15 protein-coding genes and 1 pseudogene are annotated in these 13190 nt (G+C 72.7%); 12 read left to right on the forward strand and 4 right to left on the reverse strand.

Annotated elements, in window-relative coordinates; all coding sequences use genetic code 11:
• Window positions 1-15: 15 nt before the first annotated feature.
• Both QRX60_RS32900 and QRX60_RS32905 read right to left on the reverse strand, forming a co-directional pair.
• Window positions 16-1140 (reverse strand): hypothetical protein, encoded by a 1125-nt coding sequence (locus tag QRX60_RS32900; protein WP_285995322.1) that lies wholly within the window; start codon window positions 1138-1140, stop codon window positions 16-18.
• Window positions 1133-1594: a type VII secretion target gene (locus QRX60_RS32905; protein ID WP_285995323.1), complete on the reverse strand. Its 462-nt coding sequence runs from the start codon at window positions 1592-1594 to the stop codon at window positions 1133-1135. The genes QRX60_RS32900 and QRX60_RS32905 overlap by 8 nt, the downstream gene beginning before the upstream one ends.
• Window positions 1595-1764: 170 nt before the next feature.
• Here QRX60_RS32905 and QRX60_RS32910 point away from each other — a divergent pair, with 170 nt between their 5' ends.
• The 3 genes and pseudogenes from QRX60_RS32910 (at window position 1765) to QRX60_RS32920 (ending at window position 2850) form a co-directional block, all read left to right on the forward strand.
• Window positions 1765-1983 carry a cupin domain-containing protein gene (locus QRX60_RS32910; RefSeq protein WP_285995324.1) on the forward strand — a complete coding sequence of 73 codons (219 nt, stop codon included), beginning with the start codon at window positions 1765-1767 and terminating at the stop codon, window positions 1981-1983.
• Window positions 1984-2045: 62 nt separating this feature from the next.
• Window positions 2046-2168: pseudogene (locus tag QRX60_RS32915) on the forward strand (hypothetical protein); the annotation flags it as partial.
• A gap of 97 nt (window positions 2169-2265) precedes the next feature.
• Entirely contained in the window at window positions 2266-2850 is a 585-nt protein-coding gene (locus QRX60_RS32920; RefSeq protein ID WP_285995325.1) for an NAD-dependent epimerase/dehydratase family protein, read from the forward strand.
• Here the strand turns inward: QRX60_RS32920 and QRX60_RS32925 are convergent.
• Window positions 2837-3268, reverse strand: a complete 432-nt coding sequence (locus QRX60_RS32925; protein WP_285995326.1) for a GntR family transcriptional regulator — start codon at window positions 3266-3268, stop codon at window positions 2837-2839. The genes QRX60_RS32920 and QRX60_RS32925 overlap by 14 nt on opposite strands.
• A 201-nt stretch (window positions 3269-3469) precedes the next feature.
• Between QRX60_RS32925 and QRX60_RS32930 the strand changes: the two genes are divergently transcribed.
• The 5 genes from QRX60_RS32930 (at window position 3470) to QRX60_RS32950 (ending at window position 8225) form a co-directional block, all read left to right on the forward strand.
• On the forward strand, window positions 3470-3991 hold the full coding sequence (locus tag QRX60_RS32930; RefSeq protein ID WP_285995327.1) for a hypothetical protein: 522 nt from the start codon (window positions 3470-3472) through the stop codon (window positions 3989-3991).
• A gap of 31 nt (window positions 3992-4022) precedes the next feature.
• Window positions 4023-4964, forward strand: coding sequence for a GNAT family N-acetyltransferase (locus QRX60_RS32935; protein WP_285995328.1), 942 nt, complete (start codon window positions 4023-4025; stop codon window positions 4962-4964).
• A gap of 93 nt (window positions 4965-5057) precedes the next feature.
• A complete protein-coding gene (locus QRX60_RS32940) occupies window positions 5058-6530 on the forward strand; it encodes an FAD-dependent oxidoreductase (protein WP_285995329.1) in 1473 nt (490 codons plus the stop codon).
• Complete coding sequence (locus QRX60_RS32945) at window positions 6527-7597, forward strand: hypothetical protein (protein ID WP_285995330.1); 1071 nt, start codon at window positions 6527-6529, stop codon at window positions 7595-7597. Before QRX60_RS32940 ends, QRX60_RS32945 begins: the two co-directional genes overlap by 4 nt.
• Window positions 7598-7625: 28 nt before the next feature.
• Entirely contained in the window at window positions 7626-8225 is a 600-nt protein-coding gene (locus tag QRX60_RS32950) for a TetR/AcrR family transcriptional regulator (protein ID WP_285995331.1), read from the forward strand.
• Window positions 8226-8240: 15 nt separating this feature from the next.
• On the opposite strand, the gene QRX60_RS32955 is transcribed toward QRX60_RS32950, so the two are convergent.
• Window positions 8241-8672: a winged helix-turn-helix transcriptional regulator gene (locus QRX60_RS32955; protein WP_285995332.1), complete on the reverse strand. Its 432-nt coding sequence runs from the start codon at window positions 8670-8672 to the stop codon at window positions 8241-8243.
• A gap of 70 nt (window positions 8673-8742) precedes the next feature.
• Between QRX60_RS32955 and QRX60_RS32960 the strand changes: the two genes are divergently transcribed.
• The 4 genes from QRX60_RS32960 to QRX60_RS32975 all read left to right on the forward strand — a co-directional run bounded on the left by QRX60_RS32960 (window position 8743) and on the right by QRX60_RS32975 (window position 13092).
• Window positions 8743-9885: an MFS transporter gene (locus QRX60_RS32960; RefSeq protein ID WP_285995333.1), complete on the forward strand. Its 1143-nt coding sequence runs from the start codon at window positions 8743-8745 to the stop codon at window positions 9883-9885.
• Between the two features lie 445 nt (window positions 9886-10330).
• Complete coding sequence (locus tag QRX60_RS32965; RefSeq protein WP_285995334.1) at window positions 10331-11059, forward strand: YcnI family protein; 729 nt, start codon at window positions 10331-10333, stop codon at window positions 11057-11059.
• A 25-nt stretch (window positions 11060-11084) separates the two neighbouring features.
• The gene (locus QRX60_RS32970) at window positions 11085-11813 is read left to right on the forward strand and encodes a helix-turn-helix domain-containing protein (protein ID WP_285995335.1); all 729 of its coding nucleotides are present in this window, start codon (window positions 11085-11087) and stop codon (window positions 11811-11813) included.
• A gap of 454 nt (window positions 11814-12267) precedes the next feature.
• Window positions 12268-13092 carry a hypothetical protein gene (locus tag QRX60_RS32975; RefSeq protein ID WP_285995336.1) on the forward strand — a complete coding sequence of 275 codons (825 nt, stop codon included), beginning with the start codon at window positions 12268-12270 and terminating at the stop codon, window positions 13090-13092.
• Window positions 13093-13190: the final 98 nt, after the last annotated feature.

Below are 13190 nucleotides of genomic sequence, written 5' to 3' on the forward strand. Positions count from 1 at the left end.
TTGCAACGCGCGACGCTAGACGGTCGCCGTCTTCTGCGCCGAGCTGCCGACGACGTCGAAGTCGCGCGCCTTGCCCGTCGTGTTGAGGTGCGCGATGTCGGCCTGCTCGAAGTCGACGTCCAGCACCGGGGTGTCCCGTTCGAGGTCGCGCCGGTGCTCGCTGGGAATGCCCCAGTCGTAGCGCTTCTGGATCTCGACGTGGTAGGTGACCTCGTCGCCGTGCTTCTCGCCGACCAGCCGGTACTGGAAGTGGTTGAACGAGTAGTACCAGTCCTGGCCGCCCTTGCCGTCCCGCTCGAGGTCCGGTGCGGTCGTCTTCCAGCCGGTCGTGAACGGGCCGTCCGGGCCCTTCCCGGCCGCCGCCACGTCCTTGTCGACCTGGTCCCGGAAGGACGGCATGTCGTCGAGCATGTCCTGCACCGGCGCCTCGACCGTCTTGCCGTCGCCGTCGAGGTAGTGCTGCAGCAGCCAGGCCGCGTGGTCGTTGCCCTGCTTCACCAGTCCCAGCAGTACGACGTTGTGCAGCTGGTTCCACACCCGGCGGTCGTGTTCGGTGGGCGGGAGGACGCCGTAGCGGCGGTCTTCGGTCTCGAAGTTGTCCTGGGTGCCGAAGACGACCTTGAGGTTGCGGGCGAGCTCCTCGTCGATTTCGGTGGCCTGCTTCAGATGCGCCTGGATCTGCTTCTCCAGGCCGTCGGCGATGGCGGCCTGTTCGCCGAGCGCGTCGAAGTACCCCGGTGACACGCCCGGCGTGTCGTCCCAGGTGACCTTGCCCGCGGCGGTGACGGTCATGCCCTGTTCGCGCGCCTGCCGCTGCAGGTCGAGCACGGCGCGCTGGTGGCCTTCGAGGCCCTTGAGCCCGGCGGTGCCCTCGGCGCCGTCGGCTTCCACGTCGATGTACTTGCGCAGCGCCTTCACTTCGGCGTCCACGGCGTCGAAGTCCCAGCGGACGCGGGCGCAGTACCGGGTCGCCGCGTCGCCGCCCTTGCCCGCCCAGTCGCCGTCCTCCAGCGGCGTCACGACGGCGGATTCGTAGGCGTCGCGGATCCCGTGGAGCTTCTGGTGGACCACCGCCCACTGCTCGGCGAACGTCTCGAGCCCGGCGACGTCCAGTTCGGTGAGCTGCCGGAAATCAACCACGGATCCGCTCCCCGCCCACAGCGCCGGCACCGGCCGAGTCGGTCTTGGTGTACGCGTCCGCGCTCAGCCGGAAGTTCTCCGCACCCTCGGCGAGCCGCCGGTGGAGGAGGTCGTTGAGCCCGTCCCACCGGGACTGCATGTCGTCGACGCTGCCGGCGAACTCCCAGCCGGGGGCCGCCCGCCGGAGCGGCTCGAAGGTGTCGTCGGCCGCGCCGCGCAAGGCGTTCACGGCGACGGCGGTCTCGTCGCAGGCGTCGGCGCGCTGCCGCAGCCACGACGGCGTCACGCCGATGTCCGGCCCACCGCCCCACGGCGGCACCCGCTTCGGCGGCGGTCCGGGGGAGGGCGACGGAGTGGGCTCGGGCTCCGGTTTCGAGTCGTGGCCGCCCGGGGACGGCGGTGGCGGCGTCACACCGGGCGCCGGTTCGGACACGACTCGCCATTCAGCTGCCACCACGGGACTCCCTCCGGAAGATCTTCGGTCAGGCTACGACGCGGACGGCGGTGGTCCGGCTCCCGGCCGCGATCGTTTCGGCGTCGGCCGAAACGAGAAGGGCAGTGGTCCAGTGCCCCGGACCGGAAGTGGACCAGCCGGCCCGGGCGCGTTCTGCCTAGCGTGGCACCATGACCCACGCACAGCCGAGGACGAACTCCGTCCTCACCACGCCGGCCTCGCGGACTCCGTCCATTCCGGACGGTGCCCACGTCATGACGGCCACGGTCGACCTGCCGCCCGGCGCCCCGGTGATCCGAGCCGGTCAAGCGTTCTGGGAGCCCGGCGGGGACGTCATCCACTACCGGGCGGCCACCAACCTGGCCGGTCGTCGCGGGCCGCGGGACTGAACAGGAGGACGACCGTGCGGATCTTCCTCGCCGGCGCGTCCGGCGCCCTCGGCCGCCGGGTGGTGCCCGCGCTGCTCGGCCGGGGCCACGAAGTGGTCGGCCTGACCCGGAACCCGGCTTCCGCCGGCCGGCTCGAGGCGCTGGGAGCGGCGGCCGTCCTGGGTGACGTGTACGACGCGGCCGCGCTCGCGGAGGCCGTGGTGGCCGCGCGACCGGACGTCGTGATGCACCAGCTGACCGACCTCGGCGCCGGCGACCGCGCCGCCAACGCGAGGGGTCCGGGTGGTCGGCACGCGCAACCTGGTCGACGCCGCGAAGGCGGCGGGCGTGCGCCGGATCGTCGCGCAGAGCATCTCGTGGGCCTACGAACCGGGCGACGGGCCGGCCACGGAGGACACGCCTCTGGACCGCCACGGCGCGCCCGACCGGCTTGCCACGGTTCGCGGCATCGAGTCGCTCGAGACGGCCGTCGCGGAGCTTCCCGAGTGGGTCGTGCTGCGCTACGGCACGTTGTACGGCCCCGGAACGTGGTACGAGCGCGGCGCTCTCGTGGCGGAACAGGCCCAGGCGGGCACCCTGCCGGCCACCGCCGACGTCTCGAGCTTCGTGCACGTCGACGACGCGGCCTCGGCCGCGGTCGCCGCGCTGGACTGGCCGGCGGGCGCGGTCAACGTCTGCGACGACGAGCCCGCGCCGGGCCACGAGTGGGTCCCGGTGTTCTGCGCCGCCGTCGGCGCTCCGGCACCGGCCCGCGTCGACGCCGCGCGCACCGGCTGGGCGCGCGGGGCCGACAACACCCGGGCACGCACTGAACTCGGCTGGGTGCCGAGCCGCTCGTCCTGGCGGGACGGCTTCACCAGGGCGTGATCGCCGCACCGTAGTCCAGGCTGCCGGTGCCCGCCGCGGCCAGCGAGCGCTTGACCGCGGCCGACCACCGGCCGTGCGGGAAGAGGCTGAGGTCCGGCCGGCCGGGGCGCAGGTCGACGACCGGGCGCGCCGGTGCGCCGGGCGGGGCGCCGGTGTGCGGGAGCGTGACGTCGGCGACCCGGGTGCCGGACCCGGTCGTGCTGACCAGCCACCCCTCGGCGACCAGCTGGGCGTAGGCCGCGACGACGGTTCCCCGGGCGATCCCCAGGTCGTCGGCGAGGCCGCGGGTGCCGGGCAGGCGGGTCCCGGCGGGCAGCCGGCCGGTGGTCACCGCCTCGCGCAGCGCCGATTCGATCGACCGCGCCCGTGGTCCGCCGCCGTCGACGTCGATGTGCAGGTCGATGCCGAGTTCGCCCACCGTGGTCCACCTCCGGAGGCCATTCTGCGGTACGGGTGCCGTGGTCCGGACCGGTCCGGCCCGCCGGATCGTCCGAAAAGGACTCGTGCCCGATCGGGTGCGTGCTCCGCGCCGACCCCTACGGACGCCTAGGGGCGTGGGGAAGACCCGGACCGCGGCGGTACCATCGGCCGGTTCCCAGCCACTTCGAAGGGTTTTCCGTTGACCGAATCGACAGCGCAGCGGGTGAAGTCGATCCGCATCGTCAACGGCCTGCGCCACCCGCTCCTGGCGGTCGTGGCCCGGTACCCGGCGGAGTTCGTGGTGCGCCCGGGCGGTGAGCTCGAGATCCGCGAGACGGCTCCTCCTCGCGGTGGTTACGTCGAACTCACGCTCGACGCCGAAGAACGAACGGGGTTGCGGATCGAAACGGGCGAATCCGTCAAGACCGAGGTCTTCCTCGACGGGGAGCCGCAACCCCTGCCGTCCGTCATCCTGGGCGGGGGCCCGTGCGAGGCGGCCGGACCGGACCTCGAGGCGGCTTTCGGCAGCCTGCAGGTGTTCGACACCCGATCGGGTCCCCGGACGGTGCGTCTCGAAGAGAAGAACGGCACCACCACGCTGGTCGGCGCCGGCCGCGAGCCGATCAGGTTCGCGGGTGTCGGGGTGAACGGCTACCCGCCGGAACTGATCATCGAGTCGGACGGGCTGCGGATCCGCGGTTCCCACGGTTCGGCCCGCTGAGGGACGGCGCCCGCGGCCGTAACCTGTCTGCATGAGCGAGCTCCCGGTTTCGACCGAGCGGCTGGTCGTGCGGCGGTTCACCGACGGGGACGTGCCCGCGTTCACCGCGTACCGCTCGGATCCCGAAGTGGCCCGGTACCAAGGGTGGGACGCGCCGGTGCCGGAGAAGGCCGCCCGGCGGCTCGTGACCGAGTTCGTGGCCGCCGAGGAAGGTGCCCCTGGCTGGTTCCAGTACGCCGTGGCGCTGGACGGCGGACTGATCGGGGACGTCGGGATCTGCCTGGACAGCAACCGGATGCAGGCCGAACTGGGGTTCACCATCGCCCGGGCGCACCAGGGGAAGGGCTACGCGATCGAGGCCGTGCGCTGCGTGCTGGACCGCGTGTTCGCCGCCGGCGTGCGCCGCGTCTCCGCGGAGTGCGACGCGCGGAACACCGCGTCCGCCCGGCTGCTGGAGCGGCTCGGGTTCGGCCGCGAGGGCCATCGGCGCCGGCACACCTGGCTCAAGGGGGAGTGGACGGACGACCTCCTGTTCGGCCTGCTGGCCGAAGACTGGCGCGGCGCCGCGGAAAGACCGCCGGACATCTTCGGCTGCCGGCCCAACCTGCTGGTCGGCGACCTCGGTGCCGGCCTCGGCTTCTACGCCGGCCTGCTGGGGTTCGAGATCGGCTGGCGCTGGTCCGACCCGCGGGCCCGGTTCCTGACCGAGGACGAGCCGCCCGAGCCGGGAACGGCGTTGGTGCGGCGGGGAAACGCCCAGATCATGCTCACGCAGGTCGCCGGAGTGCACACGACCCGCCTGCACCTCGACGTCCACACCGCGGCACAGGTCGACGAGCTGTTCCGGGAGTGGACCGAACGCGGCGCCGACATCGCCGAGCCGCCGTTCGTGCGGCCGTGGGGGATGTACGAGATGCGCCTGCACGACCCCGACGGCAACGTGCTCCGGGTGAGTTCGCCGCCCGCGCACTAGCGGGCGGCCGGCGATCGGGCCCTTGACACTCGCGCCCACTCATTCATACATTCGTCGTCACTTTGTATGATCCGACGTGGGGAGTTGATCCGCATGCGGCTCGGCAAGACCGCCGTCGTCCTCGGTGGCAGCGCCGCCGGCCTGTGCTCCGCCGGCGCGCTCGCCCCGCACTTCGACCAGGTCCTGGTGCTGGAACGCGACGAGCTCCCCGCCGAGGCCGAGCATCGCCGCGGCGTGCCGCAGAGCAAGCACCCGCACTTCCTGCTGAACTCGGGCCGGCGTGCGATCGGGGCGCTGTTCGACGGCTTCGAGGACGACCTCGTCGCCGCCGGCGGGCTGCACCTGATGCCGTCCATGGACGCCGCCTACCTCGACGGGGAGGGCTGGTCGGCCCGCAAGCGCAGCGCGATGACCATGGTCTACAGCTCGCGGATCCTGATCGAACGGGTCCTGCGCGACAAGGTGCGCGAGCTGGCCAACGTCGTCATCCGCGAAGGCGCCGCGGTGAGCGGCCTGACGACGCGGGCGGGCGGCACCCGCGACGGGGAGATCACCGGCGTCGACTTCACCACCGCCGGAGGCGACGAGCACGTCGACGCCGACTTCGTCGTGGACGCGATGGGTCGCGGCTCCTCCGTCGGCGGCTGGCTGGTGGCCGCGGGCTGGCCCGAGCCCGACGTCCGGACGCTCGACGCCAAGGTCACCTACACCTCGCGCTGGTACGAGCTGCCGGCGCCGCGGCCGGCGACCTGGTGGTGGCGGCACCTGGTGATCATGCCGACGCCGGACAAGGGCGAGCACCCCGCCGAACACGAGTACCTGGTCAACTTCTTCCCCGTCGAGGGCAACCGGGTCATCGCCTGCATGGGGTCGTGGGGCCTGGACATGCCGCGCACGGCCGACGCGTTCGTCGAGACGGCCCGCCGGGTGCGGACACCGCTATTCGCGGCCGCGATGGACCGGTGCGAACCCACCTCGGAAGTCCACCTGACCCGCTCGACCGGCAACAAGTGGCGGCGCTACGACCGCCTGCGCACCCCGCCCCGGGGGCTGGTGTTCGTCGGCGACTCGATCTGCGCGTTCAACCCGTTCTACGCCCAGGGCATCAGCTCCGCGGCCGGCTCGGCGCTGCTGCTGCGCGAGCACCTCGCCCGCGCCCACCGGCTCGACACGCGGTTCTCCGCGAAGTTCCTCGCCGCGCAGCGCAAGCTGCTCGGCGTGCCCTGGCGCCTGGCGATGGCCCGGGACCAGGGTTACGAGTGCGCGGAAGGCACCGAGAAGCCGCGCGAGTGGAAGCGCCGTGTTCTCGCGGCCGTCTCGGCCCCCGCGTTCAGCCTCATCGTCGGGGCGGCCCGGGAGGACGAGGTGGTCGACGAGCACTTCGCCAAGGTGTTCAACCTCGACGAGTCGCTGGGAGACATGCTGCGCAACCCCCGTGTGATCGCGGGGCTCGTGCGCTACCGCGTCCGCGCCGCGCTCGGCAGGCACCGGGTTCCCTTCGGGTTCGACCCCCAGGCCGAACCCCCGGCCACGGACTACTCACCGGCCGCGGCGACCGCGCGATGAGCACGGCGTGCGGGCCGGACGCCGAGGCCCTCACCAAGGGGCTCGGCTTCGACTGCCACGACGTCGCCCCGGTGGTCTCCGTCCGCTTCCCCTGGGCCCTCGCCCACTGGACGATGCCGCCGCTCGAACTGCTCGTCGTCGGCGGCGCCGTCTTCGCTCTGGTGCACGCACTCCCCCGGTACCGCGCGGGCGATCCGGTGAACCTGGCGCTCTGGTGGGCATCGCTGGTCTACCTCTTCGTCACCGAGCCGCCGTTGTACTTCCCCGAGTGGTTCGGCCTCGACCGGCTGTACGGCTTCATCTTCGCCCACAACCGGTTCACCGTGCAGTTCATGGCGGATCGGCTGCCGCTCTACATCGTGGCGTTCTACCCGGCGATCAGCCAGCTCGCCTACGAGCTCGTGCGGTCGCTCGGCGTCTTCCGGAGCCGGGGCCCGCTCGCCGGTTCGGTGGCCGTCGCCTTCGTCTGCCAGGTGTTCTACGAGGTCTTCGACCACCTCGGCCCGCAGCTGAAGTGGTGGGCCTGGAACCCGGGCAACCGGATCGTCAACCACCCGGCGCTGGCGTCGGTGCCGATGACCAGCATGCTGCTGTTCGCGTCCGTCTCGTTCGGTGCCCTGACCTACCTGGTGGTGCGGCTGGCCGGCGGTCCGCGCCGCGGGTGGCCGCTGGTGCTGCGGACCGTGGTGGCCGGCGTGCTCACCCCGCCGACGATGGCGATCGCCGGCATCCCGTCGAGCCTCTTCGACGGGAACACCGTGGCACAGGCCTGGGTTCTCGGCGTCGAGCTGGCGCTGGTGTGGCTGGCCGGTGCCTGGATCATCGTCACGAGCCGGTCGGAGCGCCCGCCCCGGTCCGCCTTCGCGCGGATCTATCCGGCCGTCTACCTCGGGGCGCTGGCGGTGTTCTGGATCGGGGCCCTCCCGGCGTACCTCGGCGCGGACGACGGCGTCACCGGGGACGGCACCCCGATCGGGAGCGGGCCCTACGCGCTCGCCTGCTTCGTCGCGGCCGGTCTGGTGCTCGGGGCGCTGTACCGGAAGGCGCGGGCCCCTGCCCCCGGCTGAGGCCGTCGGGTCGGGGAGGATGGGGCGCATGGGGCACCACGGATGGCGGGGCAACCCACCCGGCACGGAAGACGAGGCGCGCCGCCGGATCGTCGAGGCGGCGACGGCGTGCCTCGACCGGGCCGGGCTCGCCAAGACCAGCCTGTCCGACGTCGCCGCCGAGGCCGGGGTGACGCGGCAGACCGTCTACCGCTACTTCCCGGGCCTGAACGACATCCTGCGCGCGGTCGCCCTGGCCGGCGTCGAGGAGTTCGCCGGGCGGATGGAACGCCACCTGGCCTCGTTCGGCAGCGCCACCGAGGTCGCCGTGGAGTCCGTGGTGTTCGCGGTCCGGACGGTGCCCGGCGAGCCGCACCTGGGGCTGCTCCTGCAGGCGGGCGAAGCCGACTTCTTCACGGTGGGCGTCAGTTCGCCGTTGGCTTTCTCCTACGGCGCCCGGATCCTGCGCAACGTGCCGGCCGACTGGTCCGCCGCCGGCGTCACCACCGACGACGACTTCCAGGGTCTGGCCGAGATCCTGATGCGGCTCTTCCTGTCCTTCCTGCAGTACCCCTCGACACCGGCCCTCACCGACGACGGGATCCGCGTGCTCGTCCGCCGCTGGATCGGACCCGCGCTGCGCGGCTGACCGGCCCGGCCCGGTTCACTTGCGCACCGAGGTCGTGTCGCTGGTGAGCGGCGATCCGTCCGGGGCGGTGGGGACGACCGGCGGGACGACCACGCCGTGCCCGTCGACCAGGACCGAGTGCGGCTCGCCGGCTGCGAAGGCGTGCCGCTCGCCCCACTGCCGAAGCGTGACGATCACGGCGAAGAGGTCCTTGCCCGCCGCGGTGAGCACGTACTGGCGTCGTTTGCCCGACGGCGCCTCGACCTGGGCGATCAGGCCGTGGGCGGTGAGCTTGCGGAGCCGGTCGGCGAGGATGTTGCGGGCGATGCCCGTGCGCTGCTGGAAGTCGGTGAACGAACGGGCGCCGTCCATCGCGTCCCGGACGATCAGCAGGCTCCAGCGATCGCCGATCACGTCCACCGCCCGCGCGACCGGGCAGGTCGGGTCCGTCCACATCACGTCTCCCATGAGTTGCTGAATGAAACCATTCTGACCTACCCTCCGAAGAGTTGCAAAACGCAACCAATCGGGAGGTGTGGTGGGACGCGGGACGAAGCTGCTGCTGGCGGTGGTGTGCGGGGTCGCGGTCGCCGGCGTCTACGCCGGGCAGCCGGTGCTGGGCCCGATGGGCGACGAGCTGGGCGTTCCCCGCGACTCCGTCGGCTGGTTCGTGGCGGTGGGACAGCTCGGCTACCTCGCCGGCCTGGTGCTGCTGGTGCCCCTGGGCGACCGCCTCGACCGCCGGCGCCTGATCGCCGGGCACCTGGGCCTGGTGGCGGCGGGCCTGGCGCTCACCGCGGCCGCACCGGCCGCCTGGGCGGCGTTCGCCGGCCTCGCCGTCGCGGGGGTGTTCGCGGTGGTGGTGCAGACGACGGTCGCCTACACGGCCTCGCTCTCGCCGCCGGCCGAGCGAGGACGCAACCTCGGTGTCGTGACGTCCGGCGTGGTGATGGGCATCCTCGGCGCCCGGGTCGTCACCGGGACCTTGGCGGACCTGGGGGGCTGGCGCGGCAGCTACTTCGCCCTGTCCGGGGCGGCCGCTGTCCTTTGCGTGCTCTGTCTCGGTGTGCTGCCGGCGGACAGCCGGACGGGCACCGAGCCCTACGGCCGGATCATCCGGTCCTTCTTCGGGTTGTTCGCCCGGCCGCTGTTCCTCGGCCGGGGCCTGATCGCGTTCTTCCTGTTCGCGTCGTTCGGCACGCTCTGGAGCGGCCTGGCGCTCCCGTTGGCCGGCGAGCCGTGGCACCTGAGCGAAACGCAGATCGGCCTGTTCGGCCTCGCCGGCCTCGCGGGGGCCGGGGGAGCGGCCCGGTCCGGCCGCTGGGGCGACGCCGGCCACGCGGGCCGGGTCACGGGCATCGCCTTCGTCCTCCTGCTCGGCTCGTGGCTCGCGATCGGCACGCTGGGCTGGTCCCTGGTCGTGCCGATCCTCGGCGTGCTGGTGCTGGACTTCGCGGTGCAGGTCGTGCACGTGGGCAACCAGCACGTCCTGACGACCGCCTTCGCCGGCCGCACCAGCACCGCTATCGGCGCGTACATGGTGTTCTATTCGCTCGGCTCGGCGTTCGGGGCCACGGCGACGACGGCTTTGTTCGCGACGGCAGGCTGGGTGGGCTCGACCGGTTTGGGCGCCGGGCTGGCGTGCGCCGCCCTCATCACGTGGCTCACGGCGCGAGGGTGAAGCCCGCCGGGGACGATCCCGGCTGTTCACTTGCAGGAAACACCACCCGGACCTCCCGATCGCCCGGCACGCCGCAGTACGCTGGGGAAGGTGAGCCCGGGAAGCCGGCCAAGTCAAGATCCGGAGCCTCAGGCAAATAGGTGTCTCACTCTTTCGAGTGAGGCGGAGGGCCAGGTTGGCAGCCTGAGGTGAGAGAACACCCCTCCGCGGGACCCCGGGAACCGGGCGGCGGTGGGACACTTTTCCCGGCAGCCGCCGCCCTTTGCGCGCGGCGCCTGATGATCACCGGCGGCTTCCGGCCCCGGGGAGTTTCCGGTAATGGACTGTCAACAACGGCGTGATCCACCCGTCACGCCACGCCGCACCATTGGCCGGACCGCGGTCGCTTTCCGCGGCGATATCGGGAATGTCCCGATCGCAATGTGGAACCCTGGAGGGGACGAGTATGCGTGCACCTTCGCTGCGTGCCGGAGGGCGGAAACCCTTCCGCGCACCGCGCTTCACCGTGGCCGCCTTCGCCGGGATCGCGGTCGCGCTGGCCTGCCCGGCGCCCGCGGCCGCGCACGTGGCGGCCACTCCGGACACCGTCGCCGCCGGGGAGCCGGCCACGATTTCCTTCCGGGCGCCCGACGAACGCGACGACGCGACGACGGTGCGGCTCGAGGTGCTGTTCCCGGACCAGCCGGCCATCAGCGGGGTGACCCCGGAAAACCTGCCCGGCTGGAAGATCAGCGTGCACGACCGGATGACCGCCGAGCCCGCCGGGGGCAGCGACGAGATGGCGGGGAAGCCGGTGGCCTCGATCGTGTGGGAAGGGGGGACCGTGCCCGTCGGCACCTTCCAGGAATTCCCGGTGCGGATCGGGAAACTGCCGGCTTCGGGCACGCTCGCCTTCCAGGCGCTGCAGACCTATTCGGACGGACAGGTCGTCCGCTGGGCCGACCCGGCCCGGCCCGGGCAGCCCGAGCCGGAGCACCCCGCACCGGTCGTCACCGTGACCCCGGTGGCGGTGGACGAGGCGTCCGATCCGGACGTTCCCGCCCGTGCGCTGGGCGGTGCCGCGCTCGGCGTCGCGGTGCTGGCCGTGGGGGTGGCGTGGCTGCGCAAGCGGCCCGGCGGTGGCCGGGCCGAGGCCGCCGACGAGGCCGCCGAACGGGAAAAGGCCCGGCTTTAGCCCGACGCGACCGGACGGGATGGCGATGGTGGAGGTTCAGCGAGGTTTGGGCGCCGGCGGTGCCCGCAGCCTGTCCCCGGAGGCGTTGGAGCAGTTGCGGCGGCGGGCCGTGGCCGCGGTCGAATCGGGGGTTTCGCAGACGCGGGTCGCGAGCACGTTCGGCGTGTCCAGGAAGGCCGTCGGCACCTGGGTGCGGGCCTACCGGTCCGGAGGCGAGCCGACACTGCGGCCCCGCCCCCGGGGCCGCCGGGCCGGGGAACGCCTGGTGCTGTCTGCGGCCCAGCAGGGCCGGCTGGTCGAGATCCTGGCGGCCGGACCGCCGGACGAAGCCGGCTTGCCGTGGCTGTTGTGGACGCGCAAAGCGGTCGCCGACCTGATCGCCCGCGAGTTCGGGGTCGTGCTGGCCGGAACGACGATCGACAAGTACCTGCTGCGGTGGGAACTGATCGGCCGCGCCGGCGCGGCGTCCCGGCGGGCCGGCTGCCCGCCGGGAACGGTGCTGGTGACCTGGACCCACCCGCGTTCGCCGGCGGGAACCGGCAGGCTGCACGCACTGGTCGCGGTGAGCGGCCGCGGCACGCTGCACTTCCTCGCCCGGGCCGAGCCGTTCACCGGGATCGCCGAGTTCCGGCACCGGCTGCGGATGCAGCTCGGCCGCGACGTCCGGATGGTGCCGCACGACTGGCCCGCGGCCCACCCCGCGCTGCTCGACGACCGGGGGGAACCGGACCAGGAGTTCGTCCTGCCGGCCTGAACCCGGGTTCTCCCGAGCCCGCCGATCCGGAATCCGGATCGGCGGGCCTTTTTCTGCGCCCGGACGTGTTGCCTGCGCGTAAACAGTCTCCCGGATCGCGGTCCGCGCCCGGTGAAATCCACGGGAAAAAAGTACCTTGCTTTCTTTGAAAAGGTTACACGCAACTCGATCGCGACCTCGGGCGGCACTCGGTCCCGGTGTCCGGTATTTGCCCGCGGCGGTTCATGCGGCTGCCTCCGTCGCGGTCGCACAGAAGTGTCATAAGCCCTGGTCCGAGCGTTGATGCCGGTAGCGGCAACATTGCCGCAACGAACCTTCGCGTCCGATTTCACCCAGCTGGTCAAGAAAGCGGTAAAGCTGTCACGATGCCGTCGTCCGGTTTTCCCAGCCTGGCACATCCGGGCGGCGGATACCTGAGACCGGGCCAAGAGTTCCATTTTCGAGGAGGTGGCAAGTGCGAACCGGATCATTCCTCGCTGCCGGCACGCTGACCCTCACCCTGCTGGCCGGAACGCCCGCCTTCGCGGACGAGCCCACGGCGACGGCGGCGGGGTGCTCGGCCACGGTGACCGGGGTGCCGGGGCAGCCGGTGGCGCTCACCCCCGCGTCGGTGACCGAACCGCTGACGTCCGCGCTTTCCGGCCTGGATCCGCTGGGCGTGCTGACGAGTGCGTTCCGCACGGTCTGGGCGACCACGGCGCCGATCCCGGTGGGGACCGTCCCGGTGGGACAGGCGGAGATACCGGGGGCCCGGATCGCCGACGCGGTGGTCGCGCGCCTCGGTGAGCTCCCCGTGCTCGCGCCGGTGCTGACGCCCCTGGTGTCCACAGTGCGCGGTTCGCTCGCCGCGCTGTGCGGCATCGTCGTGCGCGGGCAGGTGCCGGGTGCGCCGCCGGCCACCGCGCCGGCGCCGCCCGCGGATCCCGCGCCGCCCGCCGGAACCGGCGGCCTCGCGGCCGGCGGTACCCCGGTCGAGGGCCGGCAATGGACGATCGCGGCCGTCCCCGGCCCGGCTTCGAGCGGCGGCGCGGTGTTCGGCACCCCGATCCCGGGGCAGCTGCCCGGCGATGGCTTCCCGGCGTCGGCCGGCTCCGGGGTGCCGCAGGCGGGCAGCGGGGCACCGGTGGTGCTCGACGCGCGGCGTGCGGCCGGGTCGGCGGATCCGCTGGCCGCGCCGCAGCGCGACGCCCTCTCCTGGCCGGTCATGGCGGCGATCCTGCTGCTGGCGGCCGTGGCCGCACAACTGGTGCGCCGATGGGGGCTCCGCGCCGGCCGCTGACCCGCTTCGCCCGTGACGCGCTCCGTTACCTGCTGATTACGAGTTTCCGCGCAGGAGGGACGAGCGGTGACATCCCGTTCACGAAAGGAAATTTCCCA

The organism is Amycolatopsis mongoliensis, assembly GCF_030285665.1.
Lineage (GTDB): Bacteria > Actinomycetota > Actinomycetes > Mycobacteriales > Pseudonocardiaceae > Amycolatopsis > Amycolatopsis mongoliensis.

Bases quoted from the DNA above. Each gene is read 5' to 3' on its own strand.
- QRX60_RS32965 (WP_285995334.1), top strand. From the start codon at position 10,331: ATGCGTGCACCTTCGCTGCGTGCCGGAGGGCGGAAACCCTTCCGCGCA.
- QRX60_RS32940 (WP_285995329.1), top strand. From the start codon at position 5,058: ATGCGGCTCGGCAAGACCGCCGTCGTCCTCGGTGGCAGCGCCGCCGGC.
- QRX60_RS32955 (WP_285995332.1), bottom strand. From the start codon at position 8,672: ATGGGAGACGTGATGTGGACGGACCCGACCTGCCCGGTCGCGCGGGCG.
- QRX60_RS32970 (WP_285995335.1), top strand. From the start codon at position 11,085: ATGGTGGAGGTTCAGCGAGGTTTGGGCGCCGGCGGTGCCCGCAGCCTG.
- QRX60_RS32935 (WP_285995328.1), top strand. From the start codon at position 4,023: ATGAGCGAGCTCCCGGTTTCGACCGAGCGGCTGGTCGTGCGGCGGTTC.
- QRX60_RS32910 (WP_285995324.1), top strand. From the start codon at position 1,765: ATGACCCACGCACAGCCGAGGACGAACTCCGTCCTCACCACGCCGGCC.
- QRX60_RS32945 (WP_285995330.1), top strand. From the start codon at position 6,527: ATGAGCACGGCGTGCGGGCCGGACGCCGAGGCCCTCACCAAGGGGCTC.
- QRX60_RS32950 (WP_285995331.1), top strand. From the start codon at position 7,626: ATGGGGCACCACGGATGGCGGGGCAACCCACCCGGCACGGAAGACGAG.